The 24,789-nt window shown below is 71.1% G+C and carries 25 protein-coding genes and 2 pseudogenes; 14 read left to right on the top strand and 13 right to left on the bottom strand.

Annotated elements, in window-relative coordinates; translation table 11 throughout:
• Positions 1–168: 168 nt before the first annotated feature.
• Positions 169–531 carry a hypothetical protein gene (locus tag ACWGI8_RS07825; RefSeq protein WP_453659230.1) on the bottom strand — a complete coding sequence of 121 codons (363 nt, stop codon included), beginning with the start codon at positions 529–531 and terminating at the stop codon, positions 169–171.
• 318 nt (positions 532–849) lie between these two features.
• Between ACWGI8_RS07825 and ACWGI8_RS07820 the strand changes: the two are divergent.
• A pseudogene (locus ACWGI8_RS07820) lies at positions 850–996 on the top strand (MFS transporter); the annotation flags it as partial.
• A 155-nt stretch (positions 997–1,151) separates the two neighbouring features.
• Here the strand turns inward: ACWGI8_RS07820 and ACWGI8_RS07815 are convergent.
• Complete coding sequence (locus tag ACWGI8_RS07815; RefSeq protein ID WP_453659243.1) at positions 1,152–1,748, bottom strand: flavin reductase family protein; 597 nt, start codon at positions 1,746–1,748, stop codon at positions 1,152–1,154.
• A 259-nt stretch (positions 1,749–2,007) separates the two neighbouring features.
• Complete coding sequence (locus ACWGI8_RS07810; protein ID WP_453659229.1) at positions 2,008–3,984, bottom strand: YncE family protein; 1,977 nt, start codon at positions 3,982–3,984, stop codon at positions 2,008–2,010.
• A gap of 343 nt (positions 3,985–4,327) precedes the next feature.
• Between ACWGI8_RS07810 and ACWGI8_RS07805 the strand changes: the two genes are divergently transcribed.
• Together ACWGI8_RS07805 and ACWGI8_RS07800 are read left to right on the top strand one after the other, a co-directional pair.
• Complete coding sequence (locus ACWGI8_RS07805) at positions 4,328–4,990, top strand: phosphoribosylanthranilate isomerase (RefSeq protein WP_453659228.1); 663 nt, start codon at positions 4,328–4,330, stop codon at positions 4,988–4,990.
• 222 nt (positions 4,991–5,212) lie between these two features.
• Entirely contained in the window at positions 5,213–5,446 is a 234-nt protein-coding gene (locus ACWGI8_RS07800) for a hypothetical protein (protein WP_453659227.1), read from the top strand.
• A gap of 82 nt (positions 5,447–5,528) precedes the next feature.
• Here ACWGI8_RS07800 and ACWGI8_RS07795 read toward each other — a convergent pair whose 3' ends face one another.
• Positions 5,529–6,113 carry a hypothetical protein gene (locus tag ACWGI8_RS07795; RefSeq protein WP_453659226.1) on the bottom strand — a complete coding sequence of 195 codons (585 nt, stop codon included), beginning with the start codon at positions 6,111–6,113 and terminating at the stop codon, positions 5,529–5,531.
• 414 nt (positions 6,114–6,527) lie between these two features.
• Between ACWGI8_RS07795 and ACWGI8_RS07790 the strand changes: the two genes are divergently transcribed.
• On the top strand, positions 6,528–7,478 hold the full coding sequence (locus ACWGI8_RS07790) for a C40 family peptidase (protein WP_453659225.1): 951 nt from the start codon (positions 6,528–6,530) through the stop codon (positions 7,476–7,478).
• A gap of 116 nt (positions 7,479–7,594) precedes the next feature.
• Positions 7,595–8,947, top strand: coding sequence for a hypothetical protein (locus ACWGI8_RS07785; RefSeq protein ID WP_453659224.1), 1,353 nt, complete (start codon positions 7,595–7,597; stop codon positions 8,945–8,947).
• A 163-nt stretch (positions 8,948–9,110) separates the two neighbouring features.
• Here ACWGI8_RS07785 and ACWGI8_RS07780 read toward each other — a convergent pair.
• Positions 9,111–9,224, bottom strand: a pseudogene (locus ACWGI8_RS07780) (enoyl-CoA hydratase/isomerase family protein); the annotation flags it as partial.
• Between the two features lie 15 nt (positions 9,225–9,239).
• Between ACWGI8_RS07780 and ACWGI8_RS07775 the strand changes: the two are divergent.
• Complete coding sequence (locus ACWGI8_RS07775; RefSeq protein WP_453659223.1) at positions 9,240–9,845, top strand: Hint domain-containing protein; 606 nt, start codon at positions 9,240–9,242, stop codon at positions 9,843–9,845.
• Positions 9,835–10,293 (top strand): hypothetical protein, encoded by a 459-nt coding sequence (locus ACWGI8_RS07770; protein ID WP_453659222.1) that lies wholly within the window; start codon positions 9,835–9,837, stop codon positions 10,291–10,293. Before ACWGI8_RS07775 ends, ACWGI8_RS07770 begins: the two co-directional genes overlap by 11 nt.
• A gap of 395 nt (positions 10,294–10,688) precedes the next feature.
• On the opposite strand, the gene ACWGI8_RS07765 is transcribed toward ACWGI8_RS07770, so the two are convergent.
• The 3 genes from ACWGI8_RS07765 to ACWGI8_RS07755 all read right to left on the bottom strand — a co-directional run bounded on the left by ACWGI8_RS07765 (position 10,689) and on the right by ACWGI8_RS07755 (position 15,272).
• Entirely contained in the window at positions 10,689–11,501 is an 813-nt protein-coding gene (locus tag ACWGI8_RS07765) for an enoyl-CoA hydratase/isomerase family protein (protein WP_453659221.1), read from the bottom strand.
• A 118-nt stretch (positions 11,502–11,619) separates the two neighbouring features.
• Positions 11,620–13,851, bottom strand: a complete 2,232-nt coding sequence (locus ACWGI8_RS07760; RefSeq protein ID WP_453659220.1) for an acetate--CoA ligase family protein — start codon at positions 13,849–13,851, stop codon at positions 11,620–11,622.
• A gap of 272 nt (positions 13,852–14,123) precedes the next feature.
• Positions 14,124–15,272 carry a flavin-containing monooxygenase gene (locus ACWGI8_RS07755; RefSeq protein WP_453659219.1) on the bottom strand — a complete coding sequence of 383 codons (1,149 nt, stop codon included), beginning with the start codon at positions 15,270–15,272 and terminating at the stop codon, positions 14,124–14,126.
• Positions 15,273–15,405: 133 nt separating this feature from the next.
• Between ACWGI8_RS07755 and ACWGI8_RS07750 the strand changes: the two genes are divergently transcribed.
• Positions 15,406–15,858 (top strand): DoxX family protein, encoded by a 453-nt coding sequence (locus tag ACWGI8_RS07750; RefSeq protein ID WP_453659218.1) that lies wholly within the window; start codon positions 15,406–15,408, stop codon positions 15,856–15,858.
• Entirely contained in the window at positions 15,855–16,274 is a 420-nt protein-coding gene (locus ACWGI8_RS07745) for a Zn-ribbon domain-containing OB-fold protein (protein ID WP_453659217.1), read from the top strand. The genes ACWGI8_RS07750 and ACWGI8_RS07745 overlap by 4 nt, the downstream gene beginning before the upstream one ends.
• A gap of 133 nt (positions 16,275–16,407) precedes the next feature.
• On the opposite strand, the gene ACWGI8_RS07740 is transcribed toward ACWGI8_RS07745, so the two are convergent.
• The gene (locus ACWGI8_RS07740) at positions 16,408–17,247 is read right to left on the bottom strand and encodes a TetR/AcrR family transcriptional regulator (protein ID WP_453659216.1); all 840 of its coding nucleotides are present in this window, start codon (positions 17,245–17,247) and stop codon (positions 16,408–16,410) included.
• Between the two features lie 104 nt (positions 17,248–17,351).
• On the opposite strand from ACWGI8_RS07740, the gene ACWGI8_RS07735 reads away from it, so the two are divergent.
• From ACWGI8_RS07735 to ACWGI8_RS07725, 3 genes are all read left to right on the top strand, one after another.
• Complete coding sequence (locus ACWGI8_RS07735; protein WP_453659215.1) at positions 17,352–18,602, top strand: FAD-dependent monooxygenase; 1,251 nt, start codon at positions 17,352–17,354, stop codon at positions 18,600–18,602.
• Between the two features lie 32 nt (positions 18,603–18,634).
• On the top strand, positions 18,635–19,507 hold the full coding sequence (locus ACWGI8_RS07730; protein WP_453659214.1) for an endonuclease/exonuclease/phosphatase family protein: 873 nt from the start codon (positions 18,635–18,637) through the stop codon (positions 19,505–19,507).
• 121 nt (positions 19,508–19,628) lie between these two features.
• A complete protein-coding gene (locus ACWGI8_RS07725) occupies positions 19,629–19,871 on the top strand; it encodes a DUF4287 domain-containing protein (RefSeq protein WP_453659213.1) in 243 nt (80 codons plus the stop codon).
• 170 nt (positions 19,872–20,041) lie between these two features.
• On the opposite strand, the gene ACWGI8_RS07720 is transcribed toward ACWGI8_RS07725, so the two are convergent.
• The 4 genes from ACWGI8_RS07720 to ACWGI8_RS07705 form a co-directional block, all read right to left on the bottom strand.
• Positions 20,042–21,652 carry an alpha/beta hydrolase gene (locus ACWGI8_RS07720; protein ID WP_453659212.1) on the bottom strand — a complete coding sequence of 537 codons (1,611 nt, stop codon included), beginning with the start codon at positions 21,650–21,652 and terminating at the stop codon, positions 20,042–20,044.
• A 188-nt stretch (positions 21,653–21,840) separates the two neighbouring features.
• Positions 21,841–22,545, bottom strand: coding sequence for a pyridoxine/pyridoxamine 5'-phosphate oxidase (locus ACWGI8_RS07715; protein WP_453659211.1), 705 nt, complete (start codon positions 22,543–22,545; stop codon positions 21,841–21,843).
• 10 nt (positions 22,546–22,555) lie between these two features.
• Positions 22,556–22,981, bottom strand: coding sequence for a pyridoxamine 5'-phosphate oxidase family protein (locus tag ACWGI8_RS07710; protein WP_453659210.1), 426 nt, complete (start codon positions 22,979–22,981; stop codon positions 22,556–22,558).
• 274 nt (positions 22,982–23,255) lie between these two features.
• The gene (locus ACWGI8_RS07705) at positions 23,256–23,876 is read right to left on the bottom strand and encodes an FAD-dependent monooxygenase (protein ID WP_453659209.1); all 621 of its coding nucleotides are present in this window, start codon (positions 23,874–23,876) and stop codon (positions 23,256–23,258) included.
• 174 nt (positions 23,877–24,050) lie between these two features.
• On the opposite strand from ACWGI8_RS07705, the gene ACWGI8_RS07700 reads away from it, so the two are divergent.
• Together ACWGI8_RS07700 and ACWGI8_RS07695 are read left to right on the top strand one after the other, a co-directional pair.
• The gene (locus tag ACWGI8_RS07700) at positions 24,051–24,290 is read left to right on the top strand and encodes a type II toxin-antitoxin system VapB family antitoxin (protein ID WP_453659208.1); all 240 of its coding nucleotides are present in this window, start codon (positions 24,051–24,053) and stop codon (positions 24,288–24,290) included.
• The gene (locus tag ACWGI8_RS07695; RefSeq protein WP_453659207.1) at positions 24,287–24,688 is read left to right on the top strand and encodes a PIN domain-containing protein; all 402 of its coding nucleotides are present in this window, start codon (positions 24,287–24,289) and stop codon (positions 24,686–24,688) included. Before ACWGI8_RS07700 ends, ACWGI8_RS07695 begins: the two co-directional genes overlap by 4 nt.
• The last annotated feature ends 101 nt before the right edge of the window (positions 24,689–24,789 follow it).

The raw sequence follows: 24,789 nt of genomic DNA, 5'->3' as shown, positions 1-24,789 counted from the left end.
GTCCGGTGCCGCCCTCGCGGTCGCCGGGCTGGTCTACCTGTGGTGCCTGGTGCTGGCAAGGGCGGGGGGCACGCAGGCCGGTGGGCAAGTGGCCTTCGTGCACGCACGGTTGGGACCCGCCGCCGCCCGCGCCGTGCAGGGGCTGTACTTCGCGGGCTTCGCGGTGGGTCAGGCGGCGGTGGTGGCGGCGGCGGGCGAGTTCTCCGCCGACGGCGCCGCCGCCCGAGTCACCGCGGGGGCGGTGCTGGCCGTCGCGGCGGCGCTGGCACTGCTCCAGGTGAAGCCGCCGGTCTGGATGCTGCGGCTTCGCCTGGTCATGGTGCTGGTGCTGGTCGGGGCATGGTGGCTGGGATGGCTCTCCCTGGAGACCGCCTGGCTCGGTCCCCTCGCGGTGGTGCCGCTGCTCTTCGGGTGGGTGGGGCTGGAGGGCGTGGTGGCAGGGCCCTCCTCCACGGCGATGAAGACAGCGGGGCGTGCGGCCGCCGCTCTGGCGCCGCCGGTGGTGCTGTATGCGTTGCTGCTCAGCCACACCCCGCCTGCCGGAGCCGAGCGAGCCGCCGCCGGATACGCCGCGGCCGTGGTGCTGGGCGTCTACTGCGTCACGAACCTGAGTGCGGCCGGTGCCAGGTGGCCGGCCGCCAGCGGCGCCGATGCCGCCGGCGAGGCCGGCACACGGTGCGGTATCGCGATCGCCGCCGTTCTGGCTCTCGTCGTACTGGTTCTGGCAGGGAGCTTCGACTGGAGCGTGGGGCTCCTGCTCCTCGGGCCCGGCGCCGCCACAGCGGCGATCTACACCGTGCTCGCCGTGGCGGCCGCGCGCCTGGCCGCATCCACCGGGCCTGGTTCGTCGCGGCGGTCGTTGCCTTCGCGGGCGGTCTGGCGCGGGACGTCTTCGGTTCGTACGACGTGGTCTGGTACGCGTCGGGCGCGCTGTGCGCGGCGGCGGCGCTGATGGCACTGGTGATCAGGCGGCGGCGGGTGGCACCGGCGGTCTGACGCGCATCGGCGGTCTACCGGCGGCCCGACGCGCCGGAAGCCTCCCCCCGGTACACCGGGCGCGGCGCGAACCCGTACCCCCGCGTCCGTACGCCCCTCCTACAGGGAGAGAATCCCACGCTGACTTTCAGGCGCTGACTTTCAGGCGCTGACCTTCAGGAGCTGAACCGGCCGAAGCGTCCCCGGTGGAACAGGAGGGGATCCCCCTCCTGCTCCGCGCCCAGCGCCTCCACCCGCCCCACCACGATCAGATGGTCACCGCCCGTGTGGACCGTGCGGATCGTGCAGTCGATCCAGGCCGGTACGGAGTCGAGCCGCGGCGATCCCGTCACGGGGGCGGGCGCGTGGGAGACGCCCGCGAACTTGTCCGCGCCGCTCACCGCGAAGGCGCGGCACAGCTCGCCCTGCCCGGCGCCCAGGATGTTGACGCAGAACGCCCCGGCGCGGGCGATGCGCGGCCAGGTAGTCGACGTACGGGCGACCATGAAGGCGACCAGGGGCGGGTCGAGGGACAGGGAGGCGAAGGACTGGCAGGCGAAGCCGGCGAGGCCGTCGCCCTCGGGGTCCTGGGCCGTGATCACGGTGACGCCGCTCGCGAAGTGGCCGAGCACGCGGCGGAATTCGCCGGAGTCGAGCGGCAGCCGCTCGTCTTCGCCGACGGTCCGCAGCTCCGGGCGCGGCAGGGCGTCGAACGGCTCGGTGGCCGCGGGGGCGCCCACCGACCTGAGGTAGCGGACGGCGGTGGCCGCCATCCCGGCATGTCCCATCACCCCTCCATTGAACCTGACGGATCGTCAGATAGGAAGGGACTTGCCGCCGCCTGTGCCGGTGTCCGGCACGCACCTTCCGGTCCGGCCGGCCTGCGCCTGGAGTCTCCGCCTACTGGCACGGTCCCGACCCGCACACGCGCTGGGCAGCCGTCGCCGACTCGGCCGCTCCGCAGGCGGCGGCGTGACCGCCCGCGGAGCGGACCTGTGGTGACCTGTGGTGCGGAGCCGGGCTACATGACGGTCAGTTGGTGAAGTACAGGTACTTCCAGCCGCCGTGCGTGGTGTAGTTGGCGCTGTCGCCCGACGAGGGGTCGATGTACGACGAGCGCACGCGGGCGCGGATTCCGGCCTCGCCCGGCGCCCCGAGGTTCACCCGGGAGACCCCGCCGGTGCTCAGCGCGAAGTACTCGTTGCTGCTGTACCACTGGCCCTGGTAGTACACCTGGAGCTCCAGCCGCTGCTTACGGCCCGCGTAGTACGACATGGTCGTGGTGACCAGCGGGTTCGCGGTCTTGCGGAAGTAGTGGTGCCCGACGCCGCTGATCGTGCCGGTCTTGTAGTGCCCGGACAGCGTCGTCGCGATCCGCACCTTCGCGTAAGCGGTCGACTTCACGGTCTTCGACGCGTAGCGGGCGTCGCCCGCGAACACGGCCGTGACTGTGGTGTCACGGGTCATGTCAACGACGGCGGACAGGTTGCCGTTGGCGTCGACCGTCCCCCGCCTGAGCAGCCGCTTGGGTGCGTCGGCGCCGTACGGGTCGGTCCAGATCTCGACGACGCGGTTCTTGTACGTGTTGCCGAGCCGGGCCGTGAACTTCACGTCGGCGCCCTGTGCGTGGACGGTGCCGTTCTGGTTCAGCGTGAGCGAGACCGCCGCACGGGAGACCTCGACCGACGAGGAGCCGGAGGCCGCGGCGCGCGTCGCGTCGCCCGCGAACGACACCTTGTAGGTGACCTTTCCGCCGACCAGCGGGGTGTCGGTGAACGAGAACGCGCCCGTGGCGTCCGTCTTCACCGGAGCCAGCACCTTGCCCGCCGGGGTCTCCACGTCGAACCGGGTCACGGTCAGCGGCGTCCCGGCCGGCAGCGGCACGGTCGCGGTGACCTTGCCCTTGACCGTGAGCGCCTGCGCCCGGTTGGCAGTGGACGGGGCGGTCACCGTGATCTGCGGCACCGACTTGGTGGCGTCGGTGAAGGAGCGCAGCGTGTACACACCCTGGTTGTTGCCGGACACCGCGAACAGACGGTGGCCCGCCGGCTCCCAGGCCAGGGCGCCTTCGGCGAGGGTGTCGGCGCCGCTGGAGGTCCCGGTGTTGGGGAAGTCGTAACGCCGCACCGGGCTCGTGCCACCGGGCAGGAAGACGTGCACGTCCGGGTCGTACCACGAGTCGGTGCCGGCTGCGACCGCGCCGTCGGCGGCGACGGCAACACCGTTCGCGTAGTGCGTCTTGGTCTCGTACGCGCCGGCCTGGGACAGGTCGGAGCTCTGCCAGACCGTGTGGGTGCCACCCGGCGTCGCGGTGATGATCTTGCTGCCGTCCGGGGTGAACGCGGCGTCGGCGATCCGGCCGGAGGCACCGGCCGCCGCGGTCTGGGTCGCCTGGCCCGACGTGACGTCGTACACGCGCAGCGCGCCGGGCGAGCCGTACCGGTCCGCCGCCGCGAGCTTGCCGGGTGCGCCCGGAGCTGCGACCAGCAGCGGCGCGCTGTACCAGCCGCTGGCCTGCGCCTGGTCGAGAGTCACGACCGGCTCGGTGCCGGCCATGTCCAGCGAGCCGATGTCGCCGTCGCCGGCCGGGCCGTACCCGAACCAGACCTTGTCACCGATGACGGCGAGGCTGCGCGGGTCGGTACCGCTGCCGGTGGGAAACCGGCTGCTCACGGTGGCAGTCGCCGTGTCGAGCGCCACGATGGCGTCGCTGCCCGGGACGGCCGCGTACAGGCGGTCCGACGCAGCGTTGAGAGCGAGTCCCTCCACGCCGGGCAGCGCGCTGACAGTCGCGAGGACCGTGCCGGCATAGTCGGTAGAGATGATCTTGCCCTGTTGCGGATCGCTGATGAAGACGCGCTGGTGCACGCCGTCCACCACGATGTCGCCAACGGCGGAGAGCGGAAGGACCTTGGCGGAGTCGGCTGCTGCCGTGCCCGCCGCGCTCGCGGCCAGTGCCACCGAGCTGAAGAGGACCGCGAGCGCGGTCGCGGCCGAGGTGCTGCGCATGCGCACAGTGATTCGTACCCCCACGAAGAATCCGGCGTAAGGCCGGGAGAAGAAGAAAGACAGCGCGCGATCCCCCCACGTCGCTCATCGACGCGTGATGCGCAGCCGAGCGCAGCCTATGGCATGGCAATGACACCTGAGGAGCCGGTTTTCGTGCCGGTGGGCAGCAGGCCCGAGCCTTCCGCAGCAGAGGTGGCAAACGCCTGGTCAGGAGCGCCCGTGCTCATTTCGTCACCACCCACTCTGCCCTGGTGAAGGATCCCGTGGATCACCTGCCGGTGATCCCGCCACCGCCGGTGGTGCGGCGGCGGGCGAGTAGCGTGGCGGCGGAGGGGCGCGGCGGGTGCGGAGCAGCGGCAGGACGGGCACGATCGCGGCAGTCACGGAGCAGCAGAAGGGCACCGCATTGTTCATCAAGGTCTGTGGTCTGCGGACCGAGCAGGACGTGGACACCGCCGTCGAGGCGGGCGCCGACGCGATCGGCTTCGTCTTCGCCGAGAGCCCGCGCCGCGTCGACGCCGGGACCGCGCGCAGGCTGGCACGGCGCGTGCCGGAGGGCATCATGACGGTCGGAGTCTTCCGCGACCAGCCCCTGGAGGAGGTCCGGGAGTCGCTGGACGCGAGCGGGATGCGCGCCGTACAGCTGCACGGGCACGAGGACCTCGCCTTCTACGACGCGCTGCGGCCGGCCGGGCGGACCCTGATCCGGGGGGTCGCCGTACGGGACGACGTGCCGCGTCACGGGGAGCGCGGCGAGGACATCCTGCTGCTCGACGCTCCGGTGCCGGGCGCGGGCGAGGTGTGGGACTGGTCGCGGAGCCGGCTGCCGGCGCCCGGCCTGCCGTGGCTGCTCGCCGGGGGACTCGGTCCGCGCAATGTGGCGGAGGCGGTGCGTGGGGCCCGTCCGTGGGGTGTGGACGTCTCCAGCGGGATCGAGATCAGCCGCGGAGTCAAGAGCCCCGAGCTGATCACGGCGTTCATCGCCGCTGCCCGGAGCGCCGAATAGGAAGTGACGGGTACTGGGCGCCGTACAGCTCGTTGCCGCGTCGAACTCGTCGTGCGCGGCCTCGGCGGCGAGCAGGGAGCGATGGGCCGCTCGGCCCGCCCGGCGGCTCGCCCGGCACACGGCCGCGGCACCTCCGGCCGGAGACCGAGCCCGGTGAGTGACCGCGATGCCGTGGCGCCGGTTGCTCCGCCGGGTGTCAGTGTCCTGTACGACACTGGGCACATGGCCAGGTATCCGCGGGTTGAGTGCCCTGTGTGCGGCGGCATCTACGCCGGCGCGCCGACGAGCGCGCTCGGGATTGTGTCCGTGCACGACCACAAGCGCAACCGTCGGGCCCTGGTCCTCTGCGAGGGCAGCATGACCAGGGTCCCGGCCGTCGACGCCACGGCGTATCAGGACGAGCTCCCTGACGCCGACGGCGAGGCGCCGACGACCGGGATGATCCCGCTGTTCTGACAGCGCCGAGGCTCCGAAGCTGCTCGGGGCCGAAGCCCCGAGCAGTCAGGCGACGGCGAGGGCGAACCCGCCTTGGGACGGGTCAGGCAGGCACGATGTCGTCGTCGCCGCTCGTGTCCTTGCTGCTCACCTCCCACTTGGTACCTGTCTTGTTCACCGTGATCGTGAACGTGATGTTGTTGTGGTAGCACCACGGGCCGTACTTGGTGCCCAGGCAGGTCTTGTGCTCGACGTCCTGCTGCAGGATGTACCGGCTTCCTGTCGCCTTGATGACGGCGGGAGTGGTCTCTGGTGTGACCGTGACTCCGTACAGCAGGTCGCCGGCTGTCGTCGTCGTGGCGAAGATGCGAGATGTGGTGCCTGATGTCAGCGCCCCGGACGCATTCACGCACCGCGTGATGCGTATCTTGAGATCGGCGGTCTTGATGTTCACCCAGTGATTGCGAACCTCGTAGTGCGCGGTGTCGGTCAGGCAGCGCTCTGCGTTCCGGCCCCGGGTCTTGGACTGCTTCTTTGACTGTTGCGCCGCCGTGTTGACGATCGTGTCGGTGGGCCTTTCGCTGGTGGCGGCGCCGCTGGTACCGGCGGTGATGCCGCCGACCAGGAGGCCGGCGGCAGCGACGGCCACCGCGAGCGAGCGGGTCTTTCGTGATCGTGCGATACGCATGCTGATGCTCCTTGAGCTGAGGGCTTGGTGCGGGATGAGCCGGGCTTGTTGACGTGGCCCCGGCTGTGGTTGCGCCTGCCTGCGGTCGTCGACACCAGCGGGCGGCAGGGCCGGCCCGGCAGCGCGTGGCGGCGCCTTCGACTGGGGGCGCCGCCCGGCGGTGCGGGGCGGTGCGAGAAGCGTCGCCGCCGGGTCCGGGCCCGGGCAAGGGAATGCGGCGGCCGGGACAGTCCGGAGTCGTCTGTGCTGGTCGGACGGGGTGTCCGCACGTCATTCCCCGCCCGTCGCCAGCGGTTTTCCACCGGCGGACGGATCCGGACTGTCCGGGACTCCAGAAGATCTGGCGGGACACCTTCGAGGCGGAAGAGCCTCCTTTCCGGGCCACGAACTCCGGGGCCCGAGAAGGAGGTTGTGATGACACAGCAGACGATGACGATGCCCGGCCGGCAGGCGCCGAGGCGGGCAGACGGCCCGGTTTCCCACCGGCGCCCGCGGGCCCGTACCTCGCCCAGGAGCGGCGAGCGGGAGGTGTGGTGGGCGATTCCGTTCCTGATGGTGCTGTTCGCGCTGTTCCTGCTGCTCGGCGCGGGCCTGGCCGTACACGAGCCGGACGGGTCGTCGTCGGCCGGGCGGCCGCCGGCCAGTCTCGAGCCTCAGGACCCCACCGCCCCCGTGCCACCTCAACTGCCGCCAGTGCCACACCCGGTGGAGAACCCTGACAAGCCGGCCGAGCCCCGCCCCGGCCGGGACGCGGCCAGGCCCGCCGCGGTGAAGAAGATTGTGCTGCGGCCCGGTGACACCCTCTACGCCCTCGCCCAGAAGCACGGCACGAGCGTCAAAGCCCTCCAGAAGCTGAACAACCTGGGTGCCTCGACCCTGATCTACGCCGGCGACACGCTGCGCGTGACGTCCGCGGCCGGCCCCACCGGTCATGAGCCGGGCGATGCATCCCACCGGCCCGCGCCTGCGCCTGCGCCGAAGAAGCCCGGTACTGCGGGCAAGAAGCGGCCTGCGAAGGGCGGCGCCGTGGCGGTCGCCTTCGCCCGGGCGCAGTTGGGCAAGCCCTACGTCTGGGGCGGTACCGGGCCCCGCGGGTTCGACTGCTCGGGACTCGTGATGCGTGCGTGGGAGAAGGCCGGGGTGCACCTGCCGCGCACCACGTGGCGCCAGGTCGATGCAGGAGAGCCCACCACCCGCACCAAGCTCGTCCCCGGCGACCTGGTCATCACCCGCGGCGGCGGCCACGTCCAGCTCTACATCGGCGACGGCAAGGTCATCCACGCCCCCCGCACCGGCCGCACCATCAACGTCGCACCGCTGACGGATCCCTCCGACGTTGTCAGCTACCGGCACATCACCCGCTGATTGCGGAGAGGACGACGATGAAGTTGCATGCCGCCTGGCACCATCTGCCCGTGCCGGTTCCGCTCTCCCCTCACCTGCGCACTACTCTCCTCAGCACGTGTGACCGAGGAGGGGACATGGGGGAAGCGGGGCCGGACCCGAAGACCGCCCGTACACCGGCGGAATTCGTCGCCACGATGCGCCAGTTACGCAACTGGGCCGACCTGAGCTACCGGCAGCTGGAACGCAAGGCCGACGACGCCGGCGACGCGCTGCCGCGCGCCACGATCTCCGGCGCGCTGGCACGGCAGGACCTCCCCCGCGAAGAGCTCCTGATCGCCTTCGTCCGTGCCTGCGGCGGCGACGCCGCCACCATCGACGCCTGGGTGCAGGCCCGCCGCCGACTCGCGATGAGTGAGGAACCCGCGGCCCTAAACGGCGTCGGCGGTACGGAAGATGCCCCGCCGGAGGGCACGGTCAACACCGCCACCAGCACGGACACCGCGACAGCTTCGGACGCCGCAACACCCTCGGACAGCGAGACACCCCCGGACACGGCCGCCGGCGCGGACACGGGCACTGCAACAGGTTCCGGCAGCGAGACACCCTCGGACACGGCCGCCGGCGCCGACATCACGACTGTCCAGGCGTCGACCACCACGGAGAGCCCCGAGCAGGAGTCCGCGCCCACCACGCCGTCGCCTGCCCGGCCGATGCCTGAGGCCAACGGACCCAGACGCCGCAACCGCGCCCTGCCCGCGGCCATCACCAGCGCCTGCGCCATCGCGGGGGTGCTTCTGCTCGTCCTGTTGCCCGGGGCCAAACCCGGCGACGACAAGACGGGGGCCGCCCCGCCCACCCGCATCAGCCCCTCGGCCCCTACGCCGTCCGCTTCTTCCCCTGCCTCCCCGTCGCCCTCCACATCGCCCAATGCCTCCCCGGCCGGCAGCGACGAGACGGACACTGCGCCGCTGCCCGGCCCCACAACCCGGCCCACCAAGGCCCCGACCAAGAACCCTGCGCCCACTACCCCCGCTCCTGCGGGAATGCCCAAGGCCGGCTTCGTGAGAATGCACCCGGCGAGTTCCTCCAGCCTGTGCATCACAGAAGGCCGGGAACGCAACGGCAATACCGATCGCGAGATCGCCGTACAGCGCCCCTGCGCCGAGGCACCCCAGCCGCGGGTCTACCTCGAATCCCTCGGCAACCAGATCTACCGCATCAAGTGGAACCACCCGCAGCACGGACCGGGCTGCCTGGGTGCCGATGAAGCTCCCGTCGAGGGCTCGGAACTGCTGTCCCCGAGCGATTGCACCGACGCCCTCGGCCAGCAGTACCGCCTGGAGCCCTCCGGCAGCGGATACCGACTGCACCCCATGGACAGCGGCATGTGCATCGGCATCCTGCCTCCCCACACAGAAGGAGCCGAGGCGATCCAGGCCGAATGCACCGGGGCAGGCGACCAGGTCTTCCGCTTCAGCCCGCTGTGACCGCCTCAGCCAGAAGCTGAGCCAGAACCCGAGTTCCGGCGCGCTTGGCGTGCTCGGCGAGGACGCAAGTCAGGTGGTGTCGGACCGTTTCATGGTTTGCATCGTTGCAGATCAAGTGGATCTCCCTTCAGGCGCTGATCCGGCTTGATCCACAAGACACTGTCTAGCGCCCGCGGTACGTGGGCGTGCGGCGTTCGACGAAGGCCGCCACACCCTCGTTCGCGTCGGCGGTGGTCATGTTGATCTCCACCGCCGACGCCTCTGCGGCGGAGGCGGTGCGTGGGGCCCGTCCGTGGGACTGTCGGGGCCGCAGACCGTGCAGCGGGTGATCGTCGGCGACGGAGCCAAGCGCCTCGTACGCCTCACCGTCGACAACGACGGCGCCCGCGGCAACGCCACCGGCGCCTTCACGGCGACCGACAACCATCCGCTGTGGCTGGTCGACCAGAACAGCTGGATCACTGCTGGTCAGGTACGGCCAGGGGACCGTCTGCGCACACCGGACGGAACGCTGCGGACGGTCGTTGGAACCCGTACCTGGGCCCAGAAACAGCGGGTCTACAACCTCACCGTCAGCAACGCCCATACCTTCTATGTGCTGGCCGGCAGCTCGGCCGTCCTGGTGCACAACGACGGCGGATTCGACTGGGACAAGGGCCTTGAGGACATCAAGAAGGGCTGGGACTCCGGCAACCTTGATGACGACGGGTACCACGCGCCCCGCGGCAACCAGGCGGAGAACAAGGAGTTCAGGGACGCTCTCCGCGCAGTGGAGCGCGACCTCGGCCGAGACGTGACTCCTGGTGAGCGACGTGCCTTGCACGACCGGATCACCGGGCGAGGATACGGCTACCATCGCATCATCGAGGAGGCCAAGGGGATGTTCCGTGGGTGCTGAGGAAGAGGCCGAAGGCGTTCGGCGCCTACTGGACCAGGCGGTGGTCCGCACCGTCGGAAGGGCCGTGAGCATGGGGGTGGTCGAGTTCACCGGCGCACGCGGTGAGGAGCTCGGCCTTCACATCCAGTGCCCGTTCCGGTTCGTCCACGACGACAGGGTGCTGCTCGGGTCGCACGACATGAGGTACCCGCAGAAGGGCGCGGGACCGGACGCGTTCGGCACCTTCTCGACGATGTTCGACGCGCGCGCCGAGCTCCTCAACGACGTCTTCGGCAAGGCTGAGCCGCGTGTGGAGAGCGTCCACCTCGGCAAGGCCGGTGATCTCGCCCTGAGCTGGGGACCCGGCGTCCGCCTGGAGGTGTTCCCCGACTGTTCCGGTCAGGAGGAGGCCTGGCGGGTCCTCGTCCGGGGCGGTGCCCACTACGGCTATCCCCCGGGCATCGTCTGACACGCGACACCGCACACCGGGTCCGGCTCACGCGAGCCGGACCCGGACACTCCGGAGCCGGCTGGAGCGCGCACAACGCCACGGTCGGCATCGGTGACCTCACGACGGACGGCATCGACGACCTGGCGTCCTCCCGCACCACCGCCGGCGACCTGTGGCGGTACGTGGGCAACGGCAATGGCGGATACAAAGCCGGCCCCGTGAAGCTCGGCACCGGCTGGGGCATGTACAACAGCCGGTCCTGACGGATCCCCGGGCCGACCTGGTGATTCGACCCCTGGGGCAGGGCGCCCGTCCTGCCCCAGGGACGCGCCACGCGGTTGCACCACGCCGGCCCCGCCCGCCCCGTGGACGCACCCGCCCGCCCCGGGCACGCAGGGGAGAGCGACACCCGCTCAGATGCCCCGGTACGTGGGGGCGCGGCGCTCGATGAAGGCGGCAACGCCCTCGTTCGCGTCGCGCGTCGTCATATTGATCTCCTGTGCCGCCGCCTCGGCCGCGAACGCGGTGGCACGGTCGGCGTCGAGGGAGGCGTTGACCATCTGCTTGGTGAGGGCGAGGGCGCGCGTCGGCCCCTGGGCGAGGCGCTCGGCCCACTCACGGGCCGTCTTCTCCAGGTCCTCCGCCGCCACGACCCGGTTGACCAGCCCCATCCGCTCGGCGTCGGCCGCCGGCAGCGCGTCCCCGAAGAACATCAGCTCCTTGGCGCGCTGCGGCCCGATCAGCCGCGGCAGCAGATACGCGCCGCCACCGTCCGGGACGAGCCCGCGCCGTACGAACACCTCGATGAACCGGGCGGATTCGGCGGCCAGGACCAGATCGCAGGCGAACGCGAGATGGGCACCGATCCCCGCGGCCGTCCCGTTCACCGCTGCGATCACCGGCTTCTCGCAGTCCAGTACGGCCGCGATGAAGCGCTGCGCGCCGAGCCGGATCGTACGGGCGACATCGCCCGGCACGCGCTCCCCGGACGAGGGCCCCCCGCGCAGATCCGCTCCGGCGCAGAAGCCCTTGCCGGTGGCGGTGATCACGACGGCCCGTACCTCCGGGTCGGCCGAGGCGTCGGAGAGCAGCGCGATGATCCGCTCCCGCTGGGCCCAGGTGACGGCGTTCATGGCTTCGGGCCGGTTGAGGGTGATCCACGAGACGCCGTTGTCAGTGGCGTGCAGTACCAATGACTCAACGGACTCTTCGGGGGAGGAAGTCATGGGGGTGCGGCTCCGGTTCGTCTTCGTCTTCGTCTTCGTTCTCGTTTTGATCGTCGTCGTCGGCCTGGCGGCGCTCGTCGGCCTGGCGGTCTTCGTCGGCCGGGCGGTCGTCGTTCGCTCAGCGGCAAACGGCGAGCGCGTCCAGCGCCACCGCTCCCTGCCCGCGCGGCAGCACCATCAGCGGGTTGATGTCCAGCTCGGAGAGGTCCCCGCCGAGCTCGAGCGCCATCCGCTGGACCCGCAGGACGACCTCGACGAGCGCGTCCACATCCACCGGAGGCCCGCCCCTGACCCCGTCCAGCAGGGCCCGCCCGCGCAGTTCGCCGAGCATCGAGCGGGCCTGGTCCTCGCCGAACGGCGGGACGCGGACCGCCACGTCCCGGAGCACCTCCACCAGGACCCCGCCCAGGCCGACCGTCACCGTCGGTCCGAAGAGGGCGTCCTGTGTGACGCCGACAACCATCTCGACGCCCCGCTCGACCATCTGGCAGACCAGGATCCCGTCCAGGTCGATGTTTTCGTAGCGGGCGATGTCGGTCAGATCGCGATAGGCGTCGCGCACCTGGCTGGCCGAGGTCAGTCCGATCTTCACCAGGCCGAGCTCGGTCTTGTGCGCGAGCCGGGTGCCGGACGCCTTCATCACCACCGGATAGCCGACCAGGCCCGCGGCCCGTACCGCCGCCGCCGCGCTCGTCACCAGTTGCTCACGCGGTACGCGAATGCCGTACGCCCGCAGCAACTGCTTGGCGGAGTGCTCGCTGAGGCGGTGGCCGGGGCGGAGCAGGGCCTGCGCCTTGCGGAAGGAGGGGGAGAGGGTGCGGGGCGCCTCGTCGAAGGGAGAGCGATAGCCGGTGGTGAAGCGGTGGTGGTCGAGGTAGGCCTTGACCGCGGTGATGCAGTTGCCGAACGTGCGGAAGGTGGCTACCCGCGAGGAGCCGAGCAGTGTGGTGCGGTACGCCTCCTCCGTACCGACCGGCGAGCCCCACACGACGCACACCAGCTTGTCCGTCGACTCGGCCGCGTCCACGAGGTCCTGGGCGAGCTTGTCGCTCATGGGCGGGAACGGGCCGGTGATCGGGCAGATCAACACGCCGACCTGCGGGTCGGCGAGGATCGCGTCGATGATCTTCCGGCCGCGCCAGTCGCCCACAGGGTGGCCGCCGTTGTCGACGGGGTTGGCGACGTTCAGATACTCCGGTATCCACTGGTGCAGCTCTGCCTGCTTGGCCTCGGACAGCGGCGGCAGCCGCAGCCCGGCGGCGGTCGCGAGATCCGAGAAGTGCGCGCCCGTGCCGCCGGAGATCGAATAGACGACGACGCCGTCGGTCCGCGGTTTGCGTGCCCGCGCCAGCAGGGCGGCGGTGTCCTGGAGTTCGTCGAGCCCGTCGACGCGGATCACTCCGTACTGCCGCATCGCCGCGTCCACGACCTGGTCGGCGCCGGTGAGCTTGCCGGTGTGTGAGGCGGCCATGCGCGCACCGGTCTCGGTCCTGCCGACCTTGACCGCCACGACCGGGACGGCCGCGCGGGCCGCCCGGTCGGCGGCGAGCAGGAAGGAGCGCCCGTCCTTGAGCCCCTCCACGTAGCAGGCGATGGCCCCGACCTCGGGCCGCCCCGCGAAGTACGAGATGAAATCGGCGGTCTCCAGGTCCGCCTCGTTGCCGGTGGGCGCCCAGTGGGAGAGCCGTACGCCCAGCTCCTGCAGGGTGAACACCGGGCGGCCCTGGTGGCCGGACTGGGTGATCAGCGCGATGGCGGGCCCTTCGAGGTCGTCGCGGAACCTCTCGAAGGCATTGAGGTTGGTGTTCGGTCCGAGCAGCCGCAGCCCGGAGCGCTCCACGGCCGCGGCGAGCCGTCGCTGGGCGGCCGCGCCCGCCTCACCGGTCTCGGCGAACCCTGACGCGAAGGCCACGGCGAACTTCACCTTCGCCTGGGCGAGTTCCTCGATCACGGGCAGCGGGTCGCCGACGAGCAGCACGGCCAGGTCGACCGGCTCGGGCAGGTCCGCGACGGAGGGGACGCAGGGCAGCCCGAAGACGGCGGTACGGGTCGGATGCACCGGATGCAGCCGGGCGCCCACGCGCTCGGCCCAGCCGATCAGCTGCCGGGTGATCCCGGTGTTCGGCCTGCCCTCGGCGTCGGAGGCGCCGATGACGGCGACGGACTCGGGCCGGAAGAACCGGTCGAGATCGGGGACGGGCGCGTACAGGGGGCGGCCGCTGACGTCGAGATCACCGGCGACGGCGGTGATCGCCGCGGTGTCGTGGACGGCGTTACGGGGCTGCTCTCCGCAGGCCACCACCCGGGCGCGGAGATCGGTCGTAAGGGTGCCGTGGGTCGATCCAAGCATCGTTCCGCCCGCTCCTTGCTCGTCGGCCAAGTCAACTGACGCATAGTCAGATTACAGAACTGACGAACAGTCAGGAACTGTCGTGCACGTACTGGCTACCGCGCGCCTGGTCCGCGCGGGACTCCGTCCTGTGTTCGGTGGCTCCGGGTCTCCTGTGTTCGGTGGCTCCCGGCAGGCGGCTCTCCTGGCGCCCTGGGTCCAGGGGGCCCGGCGCCCGGCGCCGGGCCTGTGGCTCCGGCTCTCCGGCTCCCGTGCTCCCCGATTCCCCGGCTTCAGCGCGCCAGGGCCTTGGCGATCTTCCGTGCGTCCAGAGCCATTTCGCGGAACATGCCGCTGATCGGATTGGTGAAGCCCGTGAAGTACAGGCCCGGGGCCTCGCGCGGGGTGCGGGCCCCGTGGACCGTCGGGCGGCCCCGGCCGTCCAGTACGCCGAGGTGACCCACCAGGGGTTCCAGGGCGCGGTCGTAGCCGGTGGCCGCGATCATCGTGTCCGGGGCGAGGCGCGAGCCGTCCGCCAGGACCACTTTGCCGTCGTCGAAGGAGTCGACCGCGGCGACCGGTTCCACCCGGCCCGCCCGCACCGCGTCGATCAGGCCGACGTCCTGGACCGGGATGGCCCCCTGGCGGACCCGGGAGTAGAGCCCCGTGTCGGGTCGGGGCAGCCCGTGTGCCGACAGATCGGGCACGGAGATCCGGCACATGAGGTCGCCCGCCTTGTCGACCAGTCGGACAGGGAGGCGGCGCACCAGGATCCCGGTGCGCTGGGCGGGCCAGCCCGCCGTGGAGCGGCGCACGATGTGCGGAACGGTGCGCACGGCCAGCCGCACCCGTGCCGCGCCGCCCGCCGCGAGGTCGACGGCGATCTCGGCGCCCGTGTTGCCGACGCCGACCACCAGGACGTCCTTGCCCGCGTACGGAGCCGGATCGCGGTACGCGGAGGCGTGCAGCAGCTCGCCCGGGTACGTGTCCCGGCCCGGCCAGTCCGGTATGCGCGGGGTGTGGTTGTGGCCGGTGGCCACGACGACGGCCCGCCCGGTGAGCCGCCGCCCACCGCTCGCGTGCAGCACCCAGTCGGTGCCGACGGGCTCGATCCGGGAGACCTCCACCCCGGTGATCAGCTCCAGCTCATGGAACTCCGCGTACTTCTCCAGGTAGCGGATCACATCGTCCCGGGCCACCCACCGTCCGAACTTCCGGGGTATGGCGAGCCCCGGCAGTGCCGACAGCCGCCGGGTCGTGTGCAGCCGCAGCCGGTCGTAGTGCCCGCGCCAGGACGCCGCGACGGACTCCGACTTCTCCAGGACGACGGCCCGTACGCCCCGCTCCCGCAACGCGGCCGCGACGGCGAGGCCGCCGGGACCTGCGCCGATGACGTATACGGGGCGGTCGTTCGTGAGATCCATGGATCTGTGGTCGGGCATGGGTGCTGAGCGTAATGGGGTGCTGTTGCGAATCGGTCACGGTGGGCTACCTCTTGCGCTCCGATGTTCCATCCGGTGAACTGACGTACCGTCAGATGAGAGTGGGAGACACGACCTAGGGGAGGGGCGCGGAATGCAGACCGTCTGGCTCACCGGTGCCGAATGGCTTGCCGTCCTCCGCATCGGCCTCGGCCTGTGGTGGCTGGAGAGCTGGCGGCACAAGGACAAGAAGGGCTGGTTCGAACGCGGCACCGGCATCGCCTGGGCGGCCGATGTCGCCGCCAAGCACCGGTGGGAGCTGGTGCGATCCGGCTTCGACACGGTCGTCGCGCCCCGCCCGAGGACCATGGCGTACGTCGTCGTCTACGCCGAGCTCGCCCTCGGCCTCGGCCTGATCGCCGGCTTCCTCACCCCGGTCGCCCTCGTCGGCGGCCTGCTCCTCAACCTCCTCTACCTGGTCCTGATGATCCATGACTGGGCCGAGCAGGGGCAGAACGCGATGATGGCGCTGATCTCGCTCGTCGCCCTCTTCGCCATGTCCTGGCAGACCTGGTCCCTCGACCACGCGATCGGACTCTTCCGGTGACCGCGGCGACGCCCGACATCGACGATTTCACCCGGCCCTACTGGGACGCGGCGGCCGAAGGTCACCTGCTGATCCGTCGTTGCGGCGGGTGCGGGTGGGCCCACCACTATCCGCGCGAGTTCTGCCCGTGCTGCTGGAGCGAGGACGTCACCTGGGAGCGGGCGAGCGGCCGCGCCACGCTCTACACCTGGTCCGTCGTCCACCGCAACGACCTCCCGCCGTTCGGCTCCCGCACGCCCTACACGGCGGCCGTCGTCGACCTCGCCGAAGGCCCGCGCATGATGACGGAGATCGTGGACTGCGCGGAGGCGGATCTGCGGATCGGGATGGAGCTGCAGGTGACCTTCCGGCGCGAGGGCGAGGGCGGGGACGGGGACGAGGGCGCGACTGCGGTGCCGGTGTTCACCAGGCGTTGATCATCCGGTGCATGACCGCGACGGGCAGCGCCGGGTTGCCGACCGCGTTGCCCGCGGTCTCCGGGTCCCGTAGCAGCCGGACCAGCACCTGCGCGGGCAGCCGGGGGGTGCCGGACCGCGGCCCACGGCACGCTTATGCCGCGCGTCGTTCGATGAGCGTGCCCAGCCCGTCCAGGATGCGTTCCAGGCCGAACTCCAGGGCCTGGTCCTGGCCGCCCGACTCGGCCGCCGACCGCATCGCGGACAGCAGTGCCGGGTAGCGGTCGCCGTGGTCGCGCATCACCGTGCCCAGCGCGGCGTGGAACTGGGCCTCGGGGTTGTCCGACGGGCCGGCCGCGCGGGCCTGTTGGGCGATGCCGCGGACGTGGCTGGTGAGCAGGACCACCGCGTCCATCCGCTCGCCACCGGTGAGGCCGGTGCCGTCCAGGGCGGTGAGGGCCTGTTCCACCCAGGCCAGCTCCTTCGGGCCCATGAGCCGCGGGCCGACCGTGGCGTCGAGCAGCCAGGGGTGGCGCTGGAAGACCGCGACCAGGCGGCGGGACCAGTCCGCGAGACCCGTCCGCCAGTCGGCCGGTGCGGCTGCCTCGGTCGACGCCGCTGCCTCGGTCGCGGCTCCCTCGGTCGACGCGGTTCCCTCGGTCGACGCGGTTCCCTCGGCCGGCGCGGCTCCCTCGGCCAGAGCCGGTGACTCGGCCGGAGCCGCTGACGCGGCCGGGGCCTCGTCGATCGTCGTCTCCACCATCAGCGCCACCAGCTCCGCCTTGCCGGGCACGTACCGGTACAGCGACATCTTCGTGAAGCCGAGCACCTCCGCCACCCGCTGCATCGACAGAGCCGCGAGCCCCTCGGCGTCCGCGATCCCGATGCCCGCCCGCGCGATGCGGTCCAGGCTCAGCGCCGGCTTCGGGCCCCGCTTGGGCTGTGGATGCGGGCCCCAGAGGAGTCGCATCAGCTCGTTCGGACGGTCGGTCATGGCTTGCTCTCCAGCCTTTCGCACTTGCCAGGCCCAAAAACTGTGTCTACCGTACACAGCAAGAAACAGTTTCCGATGGACACAGTTCTAGGGGAGTGGGAAGCATGGGCAAGAAGGTCCTGATCTCGGGTGCGAGCATCGCTGGTCCCGCGCTCGCGTACTGGCTCGGCCGCTACGGCTTCGAGGTCACCGTCGTCGAGCTCGCCCCCGCCCTCCGCGAGGGCGGCCAGGCCGTCGACTTCCGCGGTGACACACACCTCACGGTGCTGGAGCGCATGGGCGTACTCGACGACCTGCGCCGGATCCGGACCGGAGGCAGCCCGATGCTCTTCGTCGACGAGCGGGGGAAGCGGCAGCTGCTCCTGCCCGGCGACTTCGCGGGCGGCGACCTCGAAGTCCTGCGCGGCGACCTCGCCCGCGTGCTCCACCGGCACAGCCTCCCGTACGCCGAGTACGTCTTCGGGGACACGATCACCGCGCTCGACGAGACCGGCGCCGGCGTACGGGTCGCCTTCCGGCACGGCGCGCCCCGCGAGTTCGACCTCGTCATCGGCGCCGACGGGCTCCACTCGAACGTCCGCCGCCTCGCCTTCGGGCCCGAGGAGAACTACGTCAGCCACCTCGGCCACTACGCCGCGTGCTGGAGCCTGCCCAACTACCTCGGAGTCGGCTTCGGCGAAGGCTCCGTCGGCTACAACGCACCCGGCCGCCTCGCCTCCGTCGGCACCGACAACCGCGACCCCGAACGGGCCGGCGCCTTCTTCGTCTTCGCCTCCGACGAGCTGACGTACGACCGCCACGACCAGGAGCAGCAGAAGGCGCTGATCGCGGACGCCTTCGCCGGACTCGGCTGGGACGTGCCGCGACTCCTCGCATCCCTGAAGGACGCCCCGGACCTCTACTTCGACTCGATCAGCCGGGCCGACGTCCCGACCTGGTCCATGGGCCGCATCGCCCTGGTCGGCGACGCCGCCTGCGGCGCCACCATCGGCGGCATGGGTTCGGGGACGGGCATCGTGGCCGCCTACGTACTCGCCGGAGAGCTCGCCCGCGCGGGCGGCGGCCACAACGGCGACCACAGCGGAGACCACACCACCGCCTTCACCCGGTACGAGAGCCTCATGCGCGGCTACGCGGAGGGCTGCCAGAAGGGCGGCGACCGCACGGGCCCGTTCCTCGCCCCCGGCAGCACGACCGCCCTGCGGCTGCGCAACTGGATGCTGAGCCGCCGCTTCTTCCTCAACTGGATGCTCAGGGAGGGCATGAAGGTCACCAGCGTGATCGACCTGCCGGACTACGAGCCGGAGCTGAGCCGCCGCCGGACGGCGGAAGGCGGCATCGCCAGGCACCGGTGACAGCGAGGCCGCCGACGGCGAGGATGCGGACCATGCGCGTGGTGACGTGGAACGTGTGGTGGCGGTTCGGCCCGTGGGAAGCACGCAGCAAGGCGATCCTGGCCGTGCTGCGCGAGCTGCGGCCCGATGTCGTCGGCCTGCAGGAAGTGTGGGCGGACGACGGGGAGAACCTGGCGCGGTGGCTCGCGGACGAGCTGGGCCTGCACTGGACCTGGGCGGCCTCGCCCGCCCCGCAGCGGTGGCGGCGGCGGATCGGGGACGCGACGGTCGACATCGGCAACGCCGTGCTCAGCCGGTGGCCCGTCGTCGACCAGGACGTGGTGCGGCTGCCGGCGCCCGAGGACATCGACGACGGACGGCTGGGGCTGTACGCGCGTCTGGACGCCCCGCACCACCAGGTGCCGTTCTTCACCGCCCACCTGACCTCCGTGGCCCACGCGTCGGCCGTGCGCTGCCGGCAGGTCGAGACCCTCGCCCACTTCGTCGCCGACCACTCGCAAGGGACCGCGTTCCCTCCCGTGGTCACCGGCGACTTCAACGCCTTCCCGGACTCCGACGAGATCCGGCTCCTCGGCGGCTACAAGACCGCACCCGCCGTACCCGGCCTCGTGCTCTTCGATGCCTGGGAGTACGCGGAGCCGGCGACGACGCCCCCGCCCACCTGGGATGCGGCCAATCCCTATGTCGCCGCCGGCTTCGGGCCGAGCGCCCGCGTCGACCACATCCACGTCGGGCCGCCGGGCCCCGGCGGAATCGGCCACGTCCGCTCCGTCCGCCGCGCGGGCGACGGGCCCGTCGACGGGATCTGGCCCTCCGACCACGCCGCGGTCGTCGCGGACCTCCTACTGCCGGAGGCCCCGGACGCGACCCGCACAACCCGCACAACCCGCACGTCGCGCATGTGACGCAGGTCGCACTGGCCGGACCGATCACTTCGGTGCGTTCTTCCGGTCATACAGGCAACAGCACCGAACACGCACGGTGTTGACATTTGCGACCGACGCGTACGGACGGGAGACCGCCGCCATGACTGCTCAGACCACGCAGACTGCTCAGACCACCCAGGCCGTGAAGGGCCCCGCCAGCTACTTCCCCTCGATCGAGAAGAAGTACGGCCGCCCGGTGGCGGAATGGCAGGAGCTCATCCGTTCGGCGCCGCTGACCAAGCACATGGAACTCGTCTCCTGGCTCAAGACCGAGCACGGCCTGGGCCACGGCCACGCCAACGCCCTGGTCGCGTACGTCCTTGCCGAGAAAGGCGGGAAGTAGACCGCGAGGTCGTTGCGGACTCAGGGCCTGTCGTTCGGATCTTGCCGGGCTCGCCTGATCCAAACGACAGGCCCTAGCCGTCGCCCTCGCGTCGCGACGTGGGGCGCCCGCCCTGCGGAAGCCCCACGTCCACTCACTTCATCCCAGCCGTACCGGGATCAGGACCAGGATCAGAAGCGGCCGGCCATCCCAGGGATGCCCGGGGGCGTGGGGACCGGAAGCCGGCTCGCGTCCTGCTCCTGTCCGACCGCGGCCTGGCAGGTCACGTCCTTCGACGGGAGCTTGCCGGTGGTCAGATAGGCGGTCGTCGGCTTGTCGGCGCACGACTTGTTGCCGTAGATGCCGTGGCCCTCACCGCCGGCGACGGTGACCATCCGCGAGCCCTTCAGGGCCCGGTGCATGCCGAGTCCGCTGGACAGCGGGGTCTGGGAGTCCCACTCGTTCTGCAGGACGAGCACGCCGGTCTTGTTGTCGATCGTGGTGGCGGGCTCGCTGCCGTTCTTCTTCCAGAACGCGCACGGCATGATGTTGGACGCGAAGTCGCCGTACAGCGGGTACTTCGCCTTGTCCCGGATCGCGTCGCGGCGGTACTGCTCGGGGTCGCGCGGCCAGGCGCGGGTGTCGGCGCAGAGGACGGACCAGAAGGCGGCGTCGCCGTTGTCCGAGGGCACGGTCGGGCCGAAGGCCGGCGGGGCCGGGCGCTCGGGTGCCGTGGACTCACGGGTGCGGGCCGACGGCTTGCCCGCGGCGGCCTTCTTCAGCTCGACGACCTTCTCCGCGGCCTCGCGCACGCTGAAGAAGCCGGCGCGCCCGGCGCGGATGTCGTCGCCGGTGAGGGACATTCCGTCGAGCTCGATGGGCTTGCGGTCGGCCTTGGCCACCAGGTCCCAGAAGGTCTTGCGGACCGCAGCCGGAGTACTGCCCAGCTTGTACGTCGCGTGCCGCTGGGCGGTCCACTCGGTCCACCGCGCGAACGCGGGTTCGGCACCCTCGGCCCACACCTGGATCATTCCGCGCCAGATCCGCTGCGGGTCGACGGAGCTGTCCAGCACGAATCGGTCGGCGCGCCGGGGGAACATCTGGGTGTAGACGGCCCCGAGATAGGTGCCGTAGGAGTAGCCGAGGTAGGAGATCTTCTTCTCGCCCAGCACGGCCCGGATCACGTCCATGTCGCGGGCCGTGTTGCGGGTGGTGATGTGGCTCAGCTTGTCGCCGTTCCTGGCGGCGCACTTCTCGGCGACCGTCCGGGCCCACTTCACGTCCTTGGCGAACGTCGCCGCCTTGTAGGGCCGCTCCCAGTTCCGCTCGTCTTCGCTCAGACCGCAGCTGACGGGGGAACTCTGGCCGACGCCGCGCGGATCGAAGCCGATGAGGTCGTACGTCTTCCTCACGGACGCGGGCAGCTCGGTCGCCATGATCAGCGGCATCGCGAGACCCTCACCACCCGGTCCGCCCGGGTTGAGCAGCAGCACCCCGCGGCGCTCTGCGGCGCTGCTCGTCCGCATCCGCGATATCGCGAGGTCGATCTTCTTGCCGCCGGGGCGGTTGTAGTCGAGCGGCACCTTGATCGTGGCGCACTGGTAGCCGGCCGGGGATCCGCTGTCACAGCGGTGCCACCGGGGCTTCTGTTCGAGGTACTGCTTGAGGGGGTTCGGCGCCTTCAGCAGGTTCGGCGCGGTCCGGGGGTTCGGGGCGGCGGAAGCTGCCGCAGGGGCGAGGACCGGAACCAGGGTGGCGACGGCGCTCACCGCCAGGAGAGGGGCTATTTGTCTGATGCGCACGTGGGGAAGGCCCTTTCGGATCAGTGCGAGTCGGCGCACCAACCCTTTCGTGCACGGCAGTTGGGGCGAATCCCCCGAAGGGTCCGGGATTCGTCAGACCTTGGATGGACGGGCCGGGGCCGCAGTTGGTCCTGGAGTCGGACAGCCGCGACGGGCTCCGGCCCGTCTTGCTCAGTTGGGCTGCGGAGCTACGGCCAGAGCAGCTCGCGCACCCAGCCGTAGTCCGGGCCCTCGCCCCCGCCCCCGCCCTCGCCCTCGCGCCGGTAGCGCAGCCGCACGTGCCGCCTGCGTGCGTCGCCCTGGAAGAACTCGACCTCGTACGGGTCGAGGACGTACACCGTCCATGTCTTCGCCGTCGCGTCCGGCTCCGCGGTCGCACGCTCCCAGGCCGCCTCGCTCGCCCGGACCAACTCCTCGTACGAGCCGAGCACTTCGCTCTGCCGGCCGACCAGCGCGGAGGCCAGCGCGCCCGTCGATCGCGCGTGCAGATCGGTGTACGCCTCCTCCGGAGTGCCCGGCACCACCCGTCCGCGCACCCGGACCTGGCGGCCCTGCGCGGACCAGTAGAAGCCGAGCGCGGCATCCGGGCGGGCGGCGAGCTGGCGGCCCTTGGCGCTGGTGGCGTGCGAGGCGAAGTGCCAGCCGCGGTCGTCCGCGTCGTGCAGCATCAGCGTCCGGACGTCGGGGCGGCCGTCCTCGTCGACGGTGGCGAGGGTCATCGTGTGCGGCTCGGGCTGGCCGACGGCCGCGGCCTCGGCGAACCACCGGCGGAAGAGCGGCAACGGCTCGGCGGGGGCGCTGTCGGGCGAGAAGGAGGGCAGCTCGGTGTCCCAGACCCGCAGGGACCTGAGCAGCTCGTGGAACTCGTCGGCGTCGTCGGGCACGTGTGTCATGCGCCGATCCTCACACCTGGCCCAGCTCCGCCGACAGCCACTTCTCCGGGCGCATGTGGATCACCACCTGCTCGCCGTGGGCCTTCTCGGCGAACTCGAGGTAGCCGTCGACCTTCTCCGCCGGGAGGTAGCGGGCCGAGATCTCCCGGAGCAGTTCGCGGGTCCCGGGAGCCGTCCGGGTCACCGGGCCCTCGACGGAGACGTACCGGATGGTGGGTTCGAGCCGGTCGACCAGCAGCGAGAAGCGTCCTGCCGCGTTGATCAGCTGGTGCTTCCGGGAGTCGAGGCCGGTCAGGATCCACACCTCGCCGCCCGGCTCGTACTGGTACCAGATCGGCACGGTGAGGGGCCCTCGCCCCGCTCCGCCGTCCACCGCGAACGCCGCGACATGGGGCTGCGCCAGGAACTGCTCACGCTCTTCACGGGTCAGGGCCACGGGAGTCTCCTTCGCATGGTGGAGCGCGATCGAGCGCGATCGAGCGCGATCGAGCGCGATCGCGCGCGGTTTCGCACGGCTACGAGATCGTTCCTCCACTGTGCCGTACGGGTGCGCGGCCTTTCGCGTTCCGCCCGGGCGGCGTGTTCGGTTCCGGCCAGGGCCAGCTCCGCCTGGGGTTGTACGCCGGTTGTACCCGCGCGGCGTCGTATGCCGGGTCGGACCCGCGCGGCGTCGTATGCCGGGTCGGACCCGCGCGGCGTCGTATGCCGGGTCAGACCAGCGCGGCGACGTACGCCGTGTAGTCCTTGACCGGGACCGCCCGGGCCGCCTTCTGGATGTCCTCGCGGATCTTCTTCGCGACGAGGTTCTTCCACGGTGTGCGCGGCAGGATGCGGAGCATCCACAGCCGCATCGCGATGCCCCGGCGCGACGCGACCGTCATCTCCTTGGCGAACCGCTCCGCGAACCGCTCCGCGAACCGCTGGTTCATCTCGATGCCCGGCCGCATCACCCGCTCGTAGTTCTCGTACGCGACCGCGTGGTCGCCGCGCGCCGCCGCCAGTTCGCCGGCCAGGACGTACGCCCCGGTCAGCGCCAGACCCGTGCCCTGCCCCGATGCGGGCGACGCGCAGTGCGCGGCGTCGCCGAGCAGCACGACGCGCCCCTTCGACCAGCGGTCCATCTCGACCAGCGTGAGGGAGTCGAAGTAGAAGTCGTCGGCGGCCCGGGCGTTCTGGAGCATCCGCGGGATCTCCCACCCGTCGCCCTCGAAGGCCTCGGCGAGCAACTGCTTCTGCCGCTCGGCGTCGCGGCGGTCGTACGCGAGCTCGGGCGAGCGGAAGACGAGGAAGTTCTTCGCGGACGTCTCGCCGCTGGAGCTGTATGCGCACACCAGCTTGCCGGGCAGCGCGTGGTACGTCTCCCAGCGGTCGAGCCGCAGGTCGTTGGGTGCGGTGAAGATCGAGATGTAGGCGCCGAGGTGGCGCGTGAACTGCTTCTCGTCCCCGAAGGCGGAGGGCCCTGATATCTTATTTGGGAAACGTATATACGCCTCAGGAGGTCAGACATGGCGCGCACAGTCATCGACCTGGACGACGAGGCTCTGGAAGAGGCCGCACGCTTCCTGGGCACGGAGACCAAAAAAGACACCGTCAACGCCGCTCTCCGCGAGATCGTGGACCGGCGGCGGCGGGCCGCCGCAGTCGAGCGCATGCGGCAGATGGTCGAAGACGGTGAGATCGACTTCTCTGTGATCGAGAGGCACTCGGAGCCCAGGAGCGACGAAGGCCGAGACCACGCGGCATGACGGAGATCTACCTGGCGGACACCAGCGCACTTGTTCGCTTCTACCGCGGTCAGGCCAGCCCGAGCTGGGGCACTGTCGTCAACGCGGGGCTGCTCGGTCTCTGCGAGCCGGTTCGGCAGGAAGTCCTGCGGGCCGCCGGTGGCAAGCGCGTCTTCTACGAGATGGACGGGTTGCTCAGGGAGACGTTCCCGTACTACTCGATACGGGAGTCTGCGTGGGACGACGCCGCAGAGCTCCAGCGCGAACTCGCCGATCGAGGTTGGCACCAGTGCGCCAGCCCAGTCGATCTCCTTGTTGCCGTGACTGCCAGGCATCACAAGCTCACGGTTCTCCATCAGGACGGCGACTTCGAAACCATCGCCCGTCTCACGGGGCAGCCGGTCCGCCGCATCGACTGAGATGCCCCCAGGGTGCTGGGCCGCTCAACGGCCCAGCACCACCGTCCCCCACGAGCAGAACCAGCCCCCCCTACCCCATGCCACCGCCAGCTCGGGAACGC

Source organism: Streptomyces sp. NPDC054841, from assembly GCF_053611045.1.
The sequence above is the reverse complement of the archived record's forward strand: the minus strand, read 5'-3'. Positions and strand labels throughout refer to the sequence as shown.